This is a genomic window from Streptomyces sp. NPDC051218 (assembly GCF_044455475.1).
Lineage (GTDB): Bacteria > Actinomycetota > Actinomycetes > Streptomycetales > Streptomycetaceae > Streptomyces.
Genome location: NZ_JBITEU010000001.1, coordinates 1,403,099 through 1,419,777, shown reverse-complemented (window position 1 = coordinate 1,419,777; position 16,679 = coordinate 1,403,099). Strand labels below are relative to the sequence as shown.

Here is a 16,679-nt window from a genome sequence, read left to right as displayed (position 1 = left end):
GTTGATAGGCCAGATCTGGAAGCCCGGTAACGGGTGGAGGTGACTGGTACTAATAGGCCGAGGGCTTGTCCTCAGTTGCTCGCGTCCACTGTGTTGGTTCTGAAACCACGAACAACCCCGTATGTCGGGCCACGACTACGGTGCGGTTGACAGTTTCATAGTGTTTCGGTGGTCATAGCGTGAGGGAAACGCCCGGTTACATTCCGAACCCGGAAGCTAAGCCTCACAGCGCCGATGGTACTGCAGGGGGGACCCTGTGGGAGAGTAGGACGCCGCCGAACTATTATTGACGGGAAACCCCCGCACCCTCTGGGTGCGGGGGTTTTCTGCGTTATGGACTTTTGTTGGTCAGGGCCCCTTTCCGGGGCCTTTTTTGTTTCCGTCTCCGGTCAGAGGCGGCCGGCTGCCTTTAGGGACAGGTAGGCGTCTGCCAGTGCCGGGGCCAAGTTCGTCGGTGTCGCGTCTACGACCGTGACTCCGTGGCGGATGAGTTGTTCTGCCGTGCGGTGGCGTTCTGTGTGGGCCTGGGCGGCGGCGGCAGCGTCGTACACGGCCTCTGTTGTTCCGCGGGCCCTGGACATCTGCTCTATGTGCGGGTCGGCCACCGATGCCACGACGACTGTGTGGCGTTGGGTGAGGCGGGAGAGCACGGGGAGCAGGCCTTCCTCGATGGGGGCCGCGTCCAGGCTGGTCAGCAGCACTACCAGGGAGCTGCGGGTTGCCGTACGGAGGGCCGTTGAGGTCAGGCCTCGGGCGTCCGTTTCGACGAGTTCCGGTTCGAGCGTGGCCAGTGCGTTGACGACCGAGGGGAGTACCTCGCCTGCGGCTTTGCCTTGGACCAGGGCGCGTACCCGACGGTCGTATGCGAGGAGATCCACCCTGTCGCCCGCTCGGGAAGCCAGGGCCGCGAGGAGAAGGGCCGCGTCCATCGAGGCGTCGAGGCGCGGGGCGTCGCCGACGCGGCCCGCCGAGGTGCGGCCGGTGTCGAGGACCAGCAGGATGTGGCGGTCGCGTTCGGGGCGCCAGGTGCGGATCGCGACATTCGACTGGCGGGCGGTGGCGCGCCAGTCGATGGAGCGGGTGTCGTCGCCGGGGACGTAGTCGCGGAGGCTGTCGAATTCCGTGCCCTGGCCGCGGGTCAGGACGCTGGTGCGGCCGTCGAGTTCGCGGAGGCGGGCCAGCTTGGACGGGAGGTGCTTCCGGCTGGTGAAGGGGGGCAGGACGCGGAGGGTCCAGGGGACTTTGTGGCTGCCCTGGCGGGTGAGGAGGCCGAGGGGGCCGTACGAGCGGATGGTGACGCGGTCCGCCTGGTGGTCGCCTCGGCGGGTGGGGCGCAGGCGGGTGGTGAGCCGGCGGCGTTCGCCGGGAGGCACCGTCAGGCGGTGGCGGGATGCGTCGACCTCGGTGCCGGGCTGCCAGCTGCTCGGGGGCCAGGCGTCGCGGAGCTGGGCGCGCAAGGGCCGGCCTGAGGGGTTGGTGACGGTCAGCTCGATGTCGGCGGGTTCTCCGAGTCGTACGGAGGTGTCGCCTGTGCGGGTCAGGCCCAGGCGTCGTACGGGAGCGGCCAGGGCGAAGTCGCAGGCGCAGGCCAGGGCCAGCGGGGCGTTCACGGCGAGGATGCCTGTCCAGCTGGGCTCCCAGATGCCTACGGGGAGGCTGCCGAGGGCCGCCAGGAGGGCTGTGCGGCCGGTGAGGGCCATCAGCGGGGGACCGGGACGTGGGCGAGGATCGCGTTGATCACGGAGTCTGCTGTCACGCCCTCCATCTCGGCCTCCGGGCGGAGTTGGACGCGGTGGCGGAGGGTGGGGAGGGCGAGGGCCTTCACGTCGTCGGGGATCACGTAGTCGCGGCCCGTCAGCCAGGCCCAGGCGCGGGCTGTCGAGAGGAGCGCGGTCGCGCCTCGCGGGGAGGCGCCCAGGGTGAGGGACGGGGACTCGCGGGTGGCGCGGCAGATGTCCACCACGTACGCGGTGATCTCCGGGGAGATGGATGTCTTGGCGACCGCGTTCCGAGCTGCCTCCAGGTCGGCGGGGCCCGCTACGGGGCGGATGCCGGCGGCCTTGAGGTCGCGGGGGTTGAAGCCTTCCGCATGGCGGGTGAGGACGTTGATCTCGTCCTGGCGGGAGGGGAGCGGGACGGTGAGCTTGAGGAGGAAACGGTCCAGCTGGGCTTCGGGGAGGGGGTACGTGCCCTCGTACTCGACCGGGTTCTGGGTGGCTGCGACGAGGAAGGGCTCGGGGAGGGGGCGCGGGGTGCCGTCGACCGTGACCTGGCGTTCCTCCATCGCTTCGAGGAGGGAGGACTGGGTCTTGGGCGGGGTGCGGTTGATCTCGTCGGCGAGGAGGAGGTTGGTGAAGACCGGGCCGGGCTGGAACGAGAACTCCGTGGTGCGGGCGTCGTAGATGAGGGAGCCGGTGACGTCGCTCGGCATCAGGTCCGGGGTGAACTGGACGCGCTTGGTGTCGAGTTCGAGGGAGGCGGCGAGGGCGCGGACGAGCAGGGTCTTCGCGACTCCCGGGACGCCTTCGAGAAGGACGTGGCCGCGGCAGAGGAGGGCCACGACGAGGCCCGTCACCGCGGGGTCCTGGCCGACCACGGCCTTGGAGATCTCGGTGCGCAGGGACTCCAGGGAGGAGCGGGCGCTGCCGGAGCTCCCGGCGTTGTCAGTGGTCGGGTCCATCATGAAGTACGTACCTCTCTTTCGAGGGCGTCGAGTTGGTCGGCGAGGGTGATGAGTGCTGTGTCGGTGGCGGGGGGTGGGCCGAAGAGGAGGGGGTGGAGGTCCTGGCCGGGGGCGTGGAGCCTGGTGGACAGGGCGGGGAGCAGGGTCTCGGGTGTATGCGCCTGGGCGGGGGAGACACCGAGGAGGGGGGCGATGCGGGTGCGGGTGGCCGAGCGGAGGGCGGCGGAAGCGCGATCGCGGGCGTTCGCCTTGCGGTAGAGGCGGGCTCGGCCTTCGACGGTTTCGGAGGCGCGGATGGCGACGGGGAGGCGTTCGGGGACCAGCGGGCCGAGGCGGCGGGCTCGCCACAGGGCGGCGAGTGCGGCGGCGACGGTGAGTTGCAGGGTGCCCCAGAGCCAGCCGTCGGGGATGAGGTCGAAGAAGCTGCGGTCGGCGGTGTCGTCGGTCGCCGCGTCGTCGGCGGGGGAGGGGAGGTACCAGACCAAGTTCGGGCGGGAGCCGAGGAGTTGCAGGGCCAGTGAGGCGTTGCCCTGTTCGTCGAGGCGGTCGTTGAAGAGGATGTCGGGGGCGCCGATTACGACGGTGTCGCCGGGCCCTTCCGCGGCCGGGAGCCGCAGCAGGCCGGGGAGGCCGTCGCTGAGGTAGCAGGCGTCGGCTGCCGGGGCGAGGGTGTCGTAGCGGCGGCCGCCGACGTCGGCGGGGCCTGCGCGTTCGGCGGCGGGGAGGTCGCAGCGGGGGGAGAGCGTCGAGTCGAGGCTGGGGGTGGCGTCCACCGTGACCCCGGGCGCGAGGGTGCTGGTCGATGGGGTGCCGGGGGCGAGCAGCACGGTGCGGCCCCGGGAGTCCTCGGTGACCGCGCGCAGGCGTGACTGCTGGCGCTCGGTGAGCCGGTCGGGCTCGGCCACCAGGAGTGTGGTGTCCCTACCCGCCGCTGACCTGGCCTCCTCGGAGGTGGTGACCACGCGGGTGGATACGCCGCGGTCGGCGAGGAGTTCGGCGACGGCGCGGCTGCCGTAGGGGTCGGCGGAGCGCGGGTCGAGGCGCCCGTGCTGGCCGCCGGAGCGGACGGCCGCGATGGCGATGGCGGCTGCCAGGAGGACGACCAGGGCGAGGAGGATGCCGCGGGTCCTGGTCCAGAGCTGGCGGGGGGTGGGGGCGGAGGAGGTGGGCGCCGGGGAGGTGGGGGTGACGGGGCCGGGGGAGGCCCCGAGGCCGGGTTCCGCCTCGGCGCCGGGCCCGGCTGCCGGATCGGGGGCGAGGGCTGTGGTGGCGCGGGTGGTAGGGGTTGTAGTGGCTGTGGCGGAGGGTGCCATGGTCACGCGGGTGGCCGGGGTGGCCGGGGTGGCCGGGGTGGTGGTGGGGGCTGGGATCGCAGAGGTGGTGGTGCTGCCGGTGGGTCCGGCATCGATGCTGCTTTCGCTTTCGCCGGGGTGTGGGCTCGCGCCGGGGCGGGTGCTGTTCTGGTCCTTGCCCTGAGTGGCGTGGGTGCTGTCCTCGCCCCTGGCGGCGTAGGCGTTGCTCGCGTCCCCGCCTCCACTGGGGCGGGCGTCGTCGTTGTCCTCGCCGTTCTTGTTCGTCGTGGCGTCGGCGCGGGTGTTGTTCCGGTCTTCGCCCTCGGCGGCGTAGGTGCTGTTCGTGTCCTCGCCGCTGTCGGGGCAGGCGTCGGTTCTGTCCTCGTCGTTCGCGGCTGTCGTCGTATCCGCGCGGGCGTCGCCGTCGGCCTCGTCCCCGGGTGGCGTGGGGCCCTCGGCTCCGGGCGTTCCGCCGGGGGCGCGGGCGTTGCGCTCATTCTCGTTCGCCGTCGCGTCGGGCGTAGGGGAGGAGGGGTTTGGGGCGTCGGCCGGGTTGGGTGGGTCCTGGGGGGCCGTCACTTGGGGGCTCCCTGAGGGGTGTGGGGCAGGGTTGGTTTTGTTGCTGTTAGGGCCTTGTCCAGGGTGGTCAGGCGGTTGTACGTCGGCTCTGTCGCTGTGCGGGCGCCGTACGTGATGGCGTCGAACGACTGGGCTGCCACGCGGAGTTCGGCGGCGTGGGTCGGCATGACGACGGCGGCTTCCGCTGCTGCTTCGTCCGCTGTGCGGCCCGGACGGGGGTCGAGGAGCGCGCGCTCCTCCAGGGAGCGGACCATCGCCCGCATGCGTTCCTGGACGGCTTGGTTCCAGTGGCCCTGGGCTGCGTGTGCCTCGGCGGCGGCGCGGTGTTCCGCCGCGGTGCGCGGGCGGTCGTCGAAGAGGGCGGGGGACGCGGTGGGGGCGCGGTGCGGGGTGCCGAGGCGCCACCACAGGGCCGCCGCGATGGCCAGTACGGCGACGATGATGACGAAGAGGCCGAGGGCGCCGCCCGGGGTTGCCCCCGAGGCGGCGGTGAACAGGCCGTCCACCCACTCCCAGAAGCGGTTCAGGGCGCGTTGCAGGAGGCTGGGGTCGTTCTCGTGGTACGCGGGGTCGGACAGTTCGCGTTCGGCCGCCTCCCGTGCGGGGGCGCGCGGGATCGTCACCGGTGGGTCGTCGTCGCCCCTGCGCAGGACGACCGCCGTTGCTCCGCGCAGCGCTGCCCCCGTCACCGCATCAGCTCCCCGGAGTTCCGGGGGTGTTGGGGCCGCCGGTGCCCTGGAGGCCCGCCGCGCGCGCCAGTTCGAGGTCGAGAGCCTCGCGGCGGATGCGCTGGTCGATGTAGAGCAGGACCGTGACGCCTGCCGTGATCGGGAACGTGAGCATCGAGCCGATGACCGAGCCGATGCCGCTGACGATCAGGAAGGTCCAGCCGAGGTCGCCGGTGCCGCTGTCGAGGAAGCCGGTGACGCCGTCGCCGCTCACCGCGCCCGCGATGAGGGTGAAGGGGATGACGATGATCGACGCCACTACGTTGGCGATGATCGCGGCGAGCAGCTGGATGCCGAAGACACGCCACCAGGAGCCGCGCACCAGCTTCACCGAGCGAGTCATCGACTTTTTCACGCCCTGCTTCTCCAGCATCAGGGCGGGCGAGGCGAGCGAGAAGCGGACGAGCAGCCAGATGGCGACGATCAGGGCGGCGAAACCGCCGAGGACCGCCAGGCTGATGCCCGCGTCCGTCGCACCGGCCACCGCGATCAGTACGCCGGGCACGGAGCCGGCGGCGACGACGGCCACGCCGATGAGCGGCAGCAGCAGCGTCAGGCCGATCAGCCTCGGCAGCTGTGGCTTGGCGTCCTGCCAGGCCTCGGTCGTGGTGACCGACTTGCCGAGCACCGCGCGGCTGGTGACCATCGTCAGCAGGGCGGTGGCGACGACCGTGCCGAGCAGGGTGATCAGCAGGACCACGCCGGAGCTCAGCAGGGTGTCGCCCAAGGCGCGGGTCAGTTCGCCGACGGTCGCGCTCGGGTCGTCCAGCGCCTCCGTGGAAGCGCTGTCGTTGAGGACGAGCCCCTGGAGCAGGATGACGACGATCTCCGTGAACACGGCCACGGCGAGGGAGATGCCGAGCACGGTGCGCCAGTACGTACGCATCGTGGAGACCGCGCCGTCCAGGATCTCGCCGACGCCCAGGGGCCGCAGCGGGATCACGCCGGGCTTGGCGGCGGGCGGCGGGCCCTGCCAGGAGCCCCAGCCGGGGTAGCCGCCAGGACCACCGGGACCACCGGGGCCGGGGCCGCCCGGACGTCCGCCGCCCCAGCCGCCGCCGGACGGCGGCGGGGGAGGAGGCGGGGTCTGGCCGGGGGCCGGCGGGCTGGGGGCGGACCACTGGGCGGGCGGCGGCTGTTCCTTGGACCACTTCGATGGAGGACCGTCGGGCCGGTCCGCGGGCTCGGCGGGTTCGCGCGTGCCGGAGTCCTGTCCGTCGTCGGAGGGGTCGGAGGGGGCAGATCCGGGCGAAGCCCAGCCCGGAGAGTCGTTCATCGTCGCTCCTTCACGGTGCCCGTCCGCGGTCGCGGCGGCAGGTTGCCAGCCATCGTGCCACGGCACACCCGTGCGGTGACCGGGCAGCGTATGGGCTGCACACCTTCAATTGTCCGTCAGGTACGGGGCAGACTGGGCGGATGGCTGATCAGTACGCGCAATCAGGCGAGGACACACGGCCGACCGGGACGCCGACGAGCTCGGCCGACACAGGCAAGGCGGCGCAGCCAGGGATCTCCGCGATCCGCTGGGCCGAGCCGCCGGAGGGCCCCGTGCTGGTCCTCCTGGACCAGACCAGGCTGCCCGGCGAGGAGACCGAGCTGGTGTGCACGGACGCGCCCGCCCTGGTGCAGGCGATCCGCACGCTGGCGGTGCGCGGGGCGCCGCTGCTCGGCATAGCAGGTGCCTACGGCGTCGCGCTGGCCGCCGTACGCGGCTTCGACGTGGCCGAGGCCGCGGGCGCGATCGCGGGGGCGAGGCCCACCGCGGTGAACCTCGGGTACGGCGTACGCAGGGCCCTGACGGCATACCGCGCGGCGCTCGCGGACGGGGCCGGCCAGGAGCGGGCGGGCGCAGCGGCGCTGGCGGCGGCGCGGGCGCTGCACCGGGAGGACGCCGAGGCCAGCGGGAGGATGGCGGAGCACGGTCTGGCGCTCCTCGACGAGCTGCTGCCCGGCGGCGGTCACCGGATTCTCACGCACTGCAACACGGGGGCGCTGGTCTCCGGCGGGGAGGGTACGGCGTTCGCGGTGGCCCTTGCCGCGCACCGGCAGGGACGTCTTCGCAGGCTGTGGGTGGACGAGACGCGTCCCTTGCTGCAGGGTTCGAGGCTGACCGCGTATGAGGCGGCGCGGGCCGGAATGGCGTACACCTTGCTTACGGACAATGCGGCGGGGTCGCTGTTCGCGGCGGGTGAGGTGGACGCCGTGCTGATCGGCGCGGACCGCATCGCGGCCGACGGTTCGGTGGCCAACAAGGTGGGGAGCTATCCGCTCGCGGTGCTCGCCCGCTACCACCATGTGCCGTTCATCGTGGTGGCGCCGGTCACGACCGTGGACCCGGACACCCCGGACGGAGCGTCCATCGAGGTGGAGCAGCGGGCGAGTCATGAAGTGACGGAGGTCACGGCACCCTATGTGCCGATGGCCGGGCTTGAAGCGGGAGGCGGGATCGCGGTGGCACCTCTGGGGACCCAGGCGTACAACCCCGCGTTCGATGTGACACCGCCGGAGTTGGTGACGGCGATCGTCACCGAGGAAGGCGTCGTGTCGCCCGTGACAGCAGGGGGCCTGGGCGAGCTGTGTGCCAGGTCACGCCAGGTATCGATGAGCTAATGGGATGATGTCAGGCATGAAGGGACGAGTCCTTGTCGTCGACGACGACACCGCACTGGCCGAGATGCTCGGGATTGTGCTGCGTGGTGAAGGTTTTGAGCCGTCGTTCGTAGCTGATGGCGACAAGGCGCTGGCCGCTTTCAGGGAGGCAAAGCCGGATCTTGTACTGCTGGATTTGATGTTGCCGGGCCGTGATGGCATCGAGGTGTGCCGCCTGATCAGGGCGGAGTCCGGGGTGCCGATCGTCATGCTCACGGCCAAGAGCGACACCGTGGACGTCGTCGTCGGCCTTGAGTCCGGCGCCGATGACTACATCGTGAAGCCCTTCAAGCCGAAGGAGCTCGTGGCCCGCATCAGGGCGCGGCTGCGGAGGTCCGAGGAGCCGGCGCCGGAGCAGCTGACCATCGGTGACCTGGTCATCGACGTGGCGGGGCACTCCGTGAAGCGGGAGGGCCAGTCGATCGCGCTGACCCCGCTGGAGTTCGACCTGCTCGTCGCGCTGGCCCGCAAGCCGTGGCAGGTGTTCACGCGTGAGGTGCTGCTCGAGCAGGTCTGGGGCTACCGCCACGCGGCTGACACCCGCCTGGTGAACGTGCACGTCCAGCGGCTGCGCTCGAAGGTCGAGCGGGACCCCGAGCGCCCGGAGATCGTGGTGACCGTCCGCGGTGTCGGCTACAAGGCCGGACCGAGCTGACATGTCACGGGACAGTTCCCCCGTGCCGCCCGGGGCTCCGGCTCCGGGCGGTCGCCCGGGGCGGACTGGGGGGCGGCGGGCCTCGACGTTCGGGCGGCTCCTCGACGGCGGTCTGCTGCTGCAGGACGGGGTCCAGGGCAGTCCCGTCCTGAGGCTCTTCGTGCGCTGGGTGCGGCGTCCGCTGCTGCCCGCCGTGCGGCTGTGGCGGCGCAACATCCAGCTGAAGGTCGTCGTCACGACCCTGCTGATGTCGCTCGGCGTCGTGCTCATGCTCGGTTTCGCCGTCATGAGCTCCGTGAACAACGGCCTGCTCAAGGCCAAGGTGAAGGCCTCGCAGAGCCAGGCCGACGGTGGATTCAGGGCGGCTCAGGAGGAGGCGAACTCCGCTCGGCCGCGCTCCGGGCAGGACAGCGGTGGCGGCACGCCCGACGGAGGGGCCACGCCGCCCACGGCCGTGTGGATGTCCGACCTGGTCGAGCAGCTCTCCAGTGGTGGCCAGAGCGCGTTCAACGTGGTGACGCTGAGCCCGACGTCGCCCGCCCGCGACGACAGTGTGCGCGGGCCGCGTGCCTCCGGGGGCGTGGACCCGATCCAGAGCGTTCCCGAGGCGCTGCGCAGCAGCGTCGACGAGGGCACCAGGGCCTATCAGAGCAATACGCGGATCGTCTTCAACGACGGTCGTGACGCACAGCCGGGCCTGGTCATCGGCAAGCGTCTGAACGACCTGAACGGCAAGCCGTACCAGCTGTACTACCTCTTCCCGCTGACGCAGGAGGAGGAGTCCCTCGGCGTCGTCAGGACGACGCTGGCCACCGCGGGTCTGTTCGTCGTCGTGCTCCTCGGTGCCATCGCCTGGCTGGTGGTGCGCCAGGTCGTCACGCCGGTACGGATGGCGGCGGGCATCGCCGAGCGGCTGTCCGCCGGGCGCCTTCAGGAACGTATGAAGGTCACCGGCGAGGACGACATCGCGCGGCTCGGTGAGGCCTTCAACAAGATGGCGCAGAACCTCCAGCTGAAGATCCAGCAGCTGGAGGAGCTCTCGCGGATGCAGCGGCGGTTCGTCTCGGACGTCTCGCACGAGCTGCGCACGCCGCTGACGACCGTACGGATGGCGGCCGATGTCATCCATGACGCGCGCGTGGACTTCGATCCGGTGACCGCGCGGTCGGCCGAACTGCTCGCCGACCAGCTGGACCGCTTCGAGACGCTGCTCGCGGATCTCCTGGAGATCAGCCGGTTCGACGCGGGCGCGGCGGCCCTGGAGGCCGAGCCGATAGACCTGCGTGAGGTCGTACGACGGGTCGTGGGCGGCGCGGAGCCGCTGGCGGAGCGCAAGGGGACGCACATAAGGATCGTCGGGGACCAGCAGCCCGTGGTCGCCGAGGCCGACGCGCGCCGTGTGGAGCGTGTCCTTCGCAATCTCGTGGTCAACGCCGTGGAGCACGGAGAGGGCCAGGACGTCGTGGTGCGGCTCGCGGTGGCGGGCGGCGCGGTCGCGGTAGCGGTGCGGGACTACGGGGTGGGCCTCAAGCCCGGCGAGGCGACCCGGGTGTTCAGCCGCTTCTGGCGGGCCGACCCGGCACGCGCGCGTACCACCGGTGGTACGGGCCTCGGGCTCTCCATCGCACTCGAAGACGCACGGCTGCACGGCGGCTGGCTGCAGGCGTGGGGTGAGCCGGGCGGCGGTTCGCAGTTCCGTCTGACGCTGCCGCGCACGGCGGACGAGGCGCTGCGGGGCTCGCCGATACCGCTGGAGCCCGAGGATTCGCGGCGCCACCGGGGCTTGAACGACGCGGGCCTTCCGCTCGGCGGCGGGAACAAGCTCGCCACGGTGCCCGCGCAGCCCGCGGTGTCGGAGCGGGTGCCGCCGCCTGTCCCGGCGAAGGCGCCGATCGCGCCGCGCCTCGCCCAGGCGGCCACGACGGCGGATCCCACGGCGTTGCCCGGCAGCGGTGCGCGGGTCGTGCCGCGGCGCCCGCTGGACGACGAGGACCCGGGCTCCGGCTCCGATGTCCCGGGGGCGGACGCCGCGACGGACTCGGGGCGCGCGAGGGCCGGCGCGGGCGAGCACGCGGGCGAGACGGATACGGATCCCGCAAGGGAAGGGGAGGCCTCTCGTGGGCGCTGACCACGACCGCCGCGCTCGTCGGCGTCCGCTGCGGGCCGGTGTGCTGTTCGGCTCCTGCGGGGTGCTGCTCGCGGGGTGTGCCTCCATGCCCGACAGCGGGAACCTGAAGGCGGTCGACGCCTCCCAGCGGCCGGACTCGCAGTCGCAGGTGCGGGTCTACGCGATGCCGCCCGGCGAGGACGCGGCCCCGGTGGAGATCGTCCAGGGCTTCCTGGAGGCGCTGACCAGCGATGACCCCGAGTTCGCGATGGCACGCAAGTATCTGACCAAGAGGGCGTCCAAGACCTGGAACCCCGATGTGCAGACCACGGTGCTCGAGAACGGCCTGACCCCGGGGACGGGCAGCGTCGGGGACGACGGTGACACCGGGCGCTCGTTCCCGCTGACCGGCCGCAAGGTCGCCACCGTGGACAAGGAGCACGCTTACCAGCTGGACGACCGCCCGTACAGCGAGTTCGTGCACCTCACCCAGCAGGACGGGCCGAACGGCAAGGAGTGGCGGATCGACCGGGTTCCGCAGGGCGTCGTGCTCGGACAGTCCGACTTCCAGCGCATCTACTGGTCCGTCAACAAGTACTACTTCGCGACGCGTTCGTCCGGCACGCCCAGTGGCGGCCAGGAGGGGCTCGTCGCCGACCCCGTCTACATACGCCAGCGAATAGACCCGGTGACGGAGACGGTCAAGGCGTTGCTCGACGGGCCGACCGCCTGGCTCAAGCAGGTCGTGGGCACGCGCTTCCCGTCGGACACGCGGCTCAAGGCGGGCACCAAGACGCTGGCGCCCGACGACCAGGGCAAACTGACGGTGCCGTTGAACGGGAAGGCCGACGCCATAGACCAGGAGCGGTGCACGGAGATGGCCGCCCAACTGCTCTTCACCCTCCAGGACTTGACGTCATCCGGCGTCAAGGAGGTGGAGCTCCAGCGCCACAACGGCTCGCAGCTGTGCGTCCTGAGCAAGGAGCGGGCCGAGTCCGTCGCCTCGCGCCGCACCGCGGAGAACCCCGTCTACCAGTACCTCATCGACGACAAGCGGCGCCTGGTGCGGATGCGGGCCGGCGAGAGCGACAAGAAGCCACCGGAGCCCGTGCGGGGGCAGTTGGGCAGTGGCGGGCAGCCGCTGCGCTCCGCCGCCGTGTCGCGGGACGAGGAGCGGGCGGCCGGGGTGTCGCTCGACGGGCGCTCGCTCTACATGGGGTCGCTGGTCTCCGAGAGCGCGCTCGGCAAGCCTGAGGTGCGCAGCAAGGCCAAGTCGGAGGAGGACGGTCTCTCGACGCCGAGTTGGGACGGCCGAGGCGACCTGTGGGTGGCCGACCGCGACCCGAAGCGGCCGCGGCTCCTGTGGCTCGAGCAGGGCGCGGGTGAGCCGCTGTCGGTCAAGATCCCCAACCTGGACGGGCGGATCGAGGCGGTGCGGGTGTCGGCGGACGGTGTGCGGGTCGCGCTCCTCGTGAAGAAGGACGGCAAGACGTCCCTGCAGATCGGCCGGGTCGAGCGGACCGGCGCCAAGGGCGAGCAGCCGGAGATCTCCGTGGACGAACTGCGCCGGGCCGCACCGCAGATGGAGGAGGTCACCGCCATGTCGTGGGCGGGCGGCAGCCGCCTCGTGGTGGTCGGGCGTGAGTCCGGCGGTGTGCAGCAGATGCGGTACGTGCAGAGCGACGGTTCGGTGCCCGTGGGCGCGACGCTGCCCGGCCTCACCGGCGTGAAGGAGATAGCGGCCTCCGAGAACGAGCGCCAGCCGCTGGTGGCGCACTCGGACGACGGGATAGTGCGGCTGCCGACGGGTGCGCAGTGGCAGACGGTGGTCAAGGAGGGGACGGCGCCGGTTTATCCGGGCTGAGCCCTGATCCCCTGGCCCCGATCAACGCGGTGTCCGCGTCCCGGAGTTGTCCACAGGCGGTTGTCCACAGGGGTGGCAGGGGTGCGTGCGTCTTGGCACAGTGGAGGGCATGCCGAGGTGGTGGCAGGACCTCACCGATCTGGTGCTGCCGGCCGAGTGCGGAGGCTGCGGCAGGCCTCGTGCGGCGCTCTGCGCACAGTGCCGCGAGGCCTTGTACGGGGCTGCGCCGCGCCGAGTGAGCCCTGATCCCCGGCCGCGGGGGCTGCCGGTGGTGCACGCGGCGGCTCCGTACGGGGACGCGGTGCGGGCGGTGCTGCTCGCGCACAAGGAGCGGGGTGCCCTGGGGCTCGTGGGGCCGCTGGGTGCGGGGCTGGCCGGGGCTGTGCGTGCGGGGCTGCGGGAGAGCGCGGGGCGGGAGAGCGAGGGGCGGGAGGGGGTTGCGATGCGGCAGGGTGACGGTGCGCGGGAGGGCGCAGCTGGGGTCGCCGGTGACGCTCCGGTACTGCTCGTGCCCGTGCCGTCGGCTCCCGCGGCCGTGCGAGCGCGAGGGCACGATCCCGTACGGCGGATCGCGCTGGCCGCCGCGGGTGAGCTGCGGCGGGGCGGGACACGGGCCCAGGTGCTCGGCGTGCTGCGCCAGCGGCGAGCCGTGGCCGACCAGGCGGGGCTCAACTCCCGTCAGCGGCAGGTGAATCTGCGGGGTGCCCTTGAGGTGACCGCCGGGGGCGGGCGGCTCCTCGCCGGTGGGCGGATCGTGATCGTGGACGACCTGATGACCACGGGCGCGTCCCTGGCCGAGGCCGCGCGCGCAATACGTGACGTACACACGGAAGGTAAAGGGCCGGCCGCGTTGGTAACAGCCCGTGAAATTACCCGCGAGAACACGATCACCGCGGCTGTTGTTGCCTCCTCACCGGATTCTTTCGGAATAAACCGGAACTGACTGGGAACTTGCATCGTTGCAGGTAGTGAGAGGGTCAATGCACCTGAATGGGGGTACGCGACAGTAGAGGGTGACGACATCCGTCCGGGCGAGATATGTTCAGTTGTGAGGAATGGCGGAGGCCGTGCCTCGCATATCGGAATGCCGGTCGCCGGGTTTTTTCGTAAACAACCGGGCCGGTCGGGGTGGAGATCTTGTTCACGGGGGAGGAGGAGGTGGAAGTCACCGAGTCCGAGGCTCCGGGAGTCACCGGGGCCTGGTGCAAAAGGGAGATGCTCCGCCGCCGAAGCGGGGCGATCCGGGAACGGAGTTCTGCGTGGACATCGTCGTCAAGGGCCGCAAGACCGAGGTGCCCGAGCGGTTCCGCAAGCACGTGGCCGAGAAGCTGAACCTGGAGAAGATCCAGAAGCTCGACGGCAAGGTGATCAGCCTGGACGTCGAGGTGTCCAAGGAGGCCAACCCGCGTCAGGCCGACCGTTCCGACCGCGTGGAGATCACACTCCGCGGGCGTGGACCCGTGATTCGCGCGGAGGCCTCGGCAACCGATCCGTACGCGGCGCTGGACCTGGCCACAGCCAAGCTCGACGCACGGCTGCGCAAGCAGCACGAGAAGCGCCACAACCGGCGCGGCACCGGCAGGCTCTCCGCAGCCGAGGTGGCCGAGCGGGTGCCGGACGCGGCGACTCTCAACGGAGACGGCACCGTCGTACGTGAGGAAGAGCCGGACGGTATCCCCGTCAAGAGGATCGGCTCACTGGAGATCCAGGGCGAAGGCCCGCTCGTGGTCCGCGAGAAGAGCCACGTGGCGGCCCCGATGTCGCTCGACCAGGCGCTCTACGAGATGGAACTGGTCGGACACGACTTCTACTTGTTCGTCGACTCGGAGTCGAAGGAACCGAGTGTCGTCTACCGGCGGCACGCCTACGACTACGGCGTCATCCGCCTCAACACCGACCCCATGGTCGCGCGGGCCGAGTCCGCCGGCGGGGGCGGTGCGCTCGGCGGCTGATCCAGGCCGGTCGAAGGCCGAGATGGTGCCCCTGGAGCGCGTGTGCGCCCCCAGGGGCACCATCATGCGACCCCTGCGCGCACCGCGCGGCCGTCCGGGCATGAAATCATGGGCGGAGCCGGCCAACCGGTGTGCTGCTGCCTCGGGTTGGCGGCAGCCGACGCACAACGGGCCATGGCCTTCAGGGGGAGGAACGATGGCGGACAGTTTCGGACCGATGCGGGATGCCGATGACGACGACGGCATCGGTATCGGCACCGACATGGGCGCACCGCGCAAGGAGCCCATCAGGGTCCTTGTGGTGGACGACCACGCGCTCTTCCGCCGGGGCCTGGAGATCGTCCTCGCCGCCGAGGAGGACATCCAGGTGGTGGGGGAGGCCGGTGACGGCGCCGAGGCGGTGGACAAGGCCGCGGACCTGCTGCCGGACATCGTCCTGATGGACGTACGCATGCCCAAGCGCGGCGGGATCGAGGCGTGCACCTCCATCAAGGAGGTCGCGCCGAGCGCGAAGATCATCATGCTGACGATCAGCGACGAGGAAGCCGACCTCTACGAAGCGATCAAGGCGGGCGCCACCGGCTATCTCCTCAAGGAGATCTCCACGGACGAAGTGGCCACGGCGATCCGCGCGGTGGCCGACGGGCAGTCGCAGATCAGCCCGTCCATGGCGTCGAAACTGCTCACCGAGTTCAAGTCGATGATCCAGCGCACCGATGAGCGCAGACTCGTGCCCGCGCCGCGGCTGACCGAACGTGAACTCGAAGTGCTGAAACTTGTGGCGACGGGGATGAACAACCGCGACATCGCGAAGGAATTGTTCATCTCCGAGAACACCGTGAAGAACCACGTCCGCAACATCCTGGAGAAGCTGCAGCTGCACTCCAGGATGGAGGCGGTCGTCTACGCGATGCGGGAGAAGATCCTGGAGATCCGCTGAGGCCCGCTCAGCCCAGGGCGCGGACCAGCTCGGCGGTCAGCTCGGGACGGTCCACACGCTCCACCCGTACGGCATCGCAGTTGACCCAGGTCGCCGCTTCACGCAGTGCCTGAGCCACGGCGGGCACGGACTTGGGGCCGTCCAGCGACACCTGCTTGGCGACCAGCGTGCTGCCCGCGCGGGCCGGGTCCACCCGGCCGACAAGGTGGCCGCCGGCCAGGACCGGCATCGCGAAATAGCCGTGGATCCGCTTGGGCTTGGGCACGTACGCCTCCAGGCGGTGGGTGAAGCCGAAGATCCGTTCCGTACGGGCCCGCTCCCAGATGAGGGAGTCGAAGGGGGACAGGAGCGTCGTGCGGTGGCGGCCGCGCGGGGTCGTCTCCAGGGCCGCGGGGTCGGCCCAGGCGGGCTTGTCCCAGCCCTGCACCGTCACGGGGACCAGGCCCGAGTCTGCGACCACCGCGTCGAACTGCTCGCCCTTGAGGCGGTGATAGTCCGCGATGTCCGCGCGCGTGCCGACGCCTAGTGCCTGTCCCGCCAGACGCACCAGACGGCGCAGGCACTCCGCGTCGTCCAGATCGTCATGGAGCAGCGCTTCCGGAATGGCGCGCTCCGCGAGGTCGTACACCCGCTTCCAGCTGCGCCGCTCCGTGCAGACCACCTCGCCGTACATCAGTGCCCGCTCCACGGCGACCTTCGCGTCCGACCAGTCCCACCACTCGCCCTTGTTCTTCGCGCCGCCCAACTCCGTAGCAGTGAGGGGGCCTTCGGCGGTGAGCTGCTTGATGACCGTGTCGTACGCACCGTCCGGCAGGTCGTGGTGCCAGTGCGGGCGGGTGCGGTAGGCACGGCGGCGGAAGGCGAAGTGCGGCCACTCCTCGATGGGCAGGATGCACGCGGCGTGCGACCAGTACTCGAAGGCGTGCGGCCGGGCGGGTCCTGTGCCCGAGGTCCCGTCCCAGTACGCCGCCTCGATCCTGCCGCGGCCGACGGCGCCGAGCCTGGCGTACGGAATCAGCTCGTGCGAGCGGGCGAGGACCGAGATCGTGTCGAGCTGGACCGCCCCGAGATGCCGCAGCACGCCCCGCACACCGGACCTGCGGTCCGGCGCGCCCAGGAACCCCTGGGCGCGGAGCGCGATGCGGCGGGCCTCGTCGGCGGAGAGGTCGAAGGCGGGGAGCGGCGGGCTCGTCATGCCGGAAACGATAGGGGGCGGCACTGACAACGCCG

The 16,679-nt window shown here is 71.2% G+C and carries 13 protein-coding genes and 1 rRNA gene; 8 read left to right on the top strand and 6 right to left on the bottom strand.

What is annotated here, in order from left to right; translation table 11 throughout:
• Positions 1-164: 164 nt before the first annotated feature.
• Positions 165-281, top strand: a 5S ribosomal RNA gene (gene rrf / locus ACIBCK_RS06335).
• Positions 282-389: 108 nt separating this feature from the next.
• Here rrf and ACIBCK_RS06330 read toward each other — a convergent pair.
• The 5 genes from ACIBCK_RS06330 to ACIBCK_RS06310 form a co-directional block, all read right to left on the bottom strand.
• Positions 390-1,700, bottom strand: coding sequence for a DUF58 domain-containing protein (locus tag ACIBCK_RS06330; protein WP_399387150.1), 1,311 nt, complete (start codon positions 1,698-1,700; stop codon positions 390-392).
• Complete coding sequence (locus ACIBCK_RS06325) at positions 1,700-2,680, bottom strand: AAA family ATPase (RefSeq protein WP_399387291.1); 981 nt, start codon at positions 2,678-2,680, stop codon at positions 1,700-1,702. Before ACIBCK_RS06325 ends, ACIBCK_RS06330 begins: the two co-directional genes overlap by 1 nt.
• Entirely contained in the window at positions 2,680-3,996 is a 1,317-nt protein-coding gene (locus tag ACIBCK_RS06320; protein WP_399387289.1) for a DUF4350 domain-containing protein, read from the bottom strand. Before ACIBCK_RS06320 ends, ACIBCK_RS06325 begins: the two co-directional genes overlap by 1 nt.
• 554 nt (positions 3,997-4,550) lie before the next feature.
• Positions 4,551-5,243 (bottom strand): DUF4129 domain-containing protein, encoded by a 693-nt coding sequence (locus ACIBCK_RS06315; protein WP_399387148.1) that lies wholly within the window; start codon positions 5,241-5,243, stop codon positions 4,551-4,553.
• 4 nt (positions 5,244-5,247) lie between these two features.
• A complete protein-coding gene (locus ACIBCK_RS06310) occupies positions 5,248-6,558 on the bottom strand; it encodes a glycerophosphoryl diester phosphodiesterase membrane domain-containing protein (RefSeq protein WP_399387146.1) in 1,311 nt (436 codons plus the stop codon).
• A 140-nt stretch (positions 6,559-6,698) separates the two neighbouring features.
• Between ACIBCK_RS06310 and mtnA the strand changes: the two genes are divergently transcribed.
• The 7 genes from mtnA to ACIBCK_RS06275 all read left to right on the top strand — a co-directional run bounded on the left by mtnA (position 6,699) and on the right by ACIBCK_RS06275 (position 15,449).
• Positions 6,699-7,892 (top strand): S-methyl-5-thioribose-1-phosphate isomerase, encoded by a 1,194-nt coding sequence (gene mtnA / locus ACIBCK_RS06305; protein WP_399387145.1) that lies wholly within the window; start codon positions 6,699-6,701, stop codon positions 7,890-7,892.
• 4 nt (positions 7,893-7,896) lie between these two features.
• A complete protein-coding gene (gene mtrA, locus ACIBCK_RS06300) occupies positions 7,897-8,586 on the top strand; it encodes a two-component system response regulator MtrA (RefSeq protein ID WP_202121190.1) in 690 nt (229 codons plus the stop codon).
• Between the two features lies 1 nt (position 8,587).
• Complete coding sequence (gene mtrB / locus ACIBCK_RS06295) at positions 8,588-10,714, top strand: MtrAB system histidine kinase MtrB (RefSeq protein WP_399387144.1); 2,127 nt, start codon at positions 8,588-8,590, stop codon at positions 10,712-10,714.
• Positions 10,704-12,557: an LpqB family beta-propeller domain-containing protein gene (locus tag ACIBCK_RS06290; protein WP_399387143.1), complete on the top strand. Its 1,854-nt coding sequence runs from the start codon at positions 10,704-10,706 to the stop codon at positions 12,555-12,557. Before mtrB ends, ACIBCK_RS06290 begins: the two co-directional genes overlap by 11 nt.
• A 109-nt stretch (positions 12,558-12,666) precedes the next feature.
• Positions 12,667-13,500: a ComF family protein gene (locus ACIBCK_RS06285; protein WP_399387141.1), complete on the top strand. Its 834-nt coding sequence runs from the start codon at positions 12,667-12,669 to the stop codon at positions 13,498-13,500.
• Positions 13,501-13,816: 316 nt separating this feature from the next.
• Positions 13,817-14,509 carry a ribosome hibernation-promoting factor, HPF/YfiA family gene (gene hpf, locus ACIBCK_RS06280; protein ID WP_399387140.1) on the top strand — a complete coding sequence of 231 codons (693 nt, stop codon included), beginning with the start codon at positions 13,817-13,819 and terminating at the stop codon, positions 14,507-14,509.
• A gap of 196 nt (positions 14,510-14,705) precedes the next feature.
• A complete protein-coding gene (locus tag ACIBCK_RS06275) occupies positions 14,706-15,449 on the top strand; it encodes a response regulator (RefSeq protein WP_399387138.1) in 744 nt (247 codons plus the stop codon).
• Between the two features lie 7 nt (positions 15,450-15,456).
• Here ACIBCK_RS06275 and ACIBCK_RS06270 read toward each other — a convergent pair whose 3' ends face one another.
• A complete protein-coding gene (locus ACIBCK_RS06270; RefSeq protein ID WP_399387136.1) occupies positions 15,457-16,644 on the bottom strand; it encodes a winged helix-turn-helix domain-containing protein in 1,188 nt (395 codons plus the stop codon).
• Positions 16,645-16,679: the final 35 nt, after the last annotated feature.

Coding starts and splice junctions, on each gene's coding strand:
- ACIBCK_RS06330 (WP_399387150.1), bottom strand. CDS start 1,700: ATGGCCCTCACCGGCCGCACAGCCCTCCTGGCGGCCCTCGGCAGCCTC.
- ACIBCK_RS06325 (WP_399387291.1), bottom strand. CDS start 2,680: ATGGACCCGACCACTGACAACGCCGGGAGCTCCGGCAGCGCCCGCTCC.
- ACIBCK_RS06320 (WP_399387289.1), bottom strand. CDS start 3,996: ATGGCACCCTCCGCCACAGCCACTACAACCCCTACCACCCGCGCCACC.
- ACIBCK_RS06310 (WP_399387146.1), bottom strand. CDS start 6,558: ATGAACGACTCTCCGGGCTGGGCTTCGCCCGGATCTGCCCCCTCCGAC.
- mtnA (WP_399387145.1), top strand. CDS start 6,699: ATGGCTGATCAGTACGCGCAATCAGGCGAGGACACACGGCCGACCGGG.
- mtrA (WP_202121190.1), top strand. CDS start 7,897: ATGATGTCAGGCATGAAGGGACGAGTCCTTGTCGTCGACGACGACACC.
- mtrB (WP_399387144.1), top strand. CDS start 8,588: ATGTCACGGGACAGTTCCCCCGTGCCGCCCGGGGCTCCGGCTCCGGGC.
- ACIBCK_RS06285 (WP_399387141.1), top strand. CDS start 12,667: ATGCCGAGGTGGTGGCAGGACCTCACCGATCTGGTGCTGCCGGCCGAG.
- ACIBCK_RS06275 (WP_399387138.1), top strand. CDS start 14,706: ATGGCGGACAGTTTCGGACCGATGCGGGATGCCGATGACGACGACGGC.
- ACIBCK_RS06270 (WP_399387136.1), bottom strand. CDS start 16,644: ATGACGAGCCCGCCGCTCCCCGCCTTCGACCTCTCCGCCGACGAGGCC.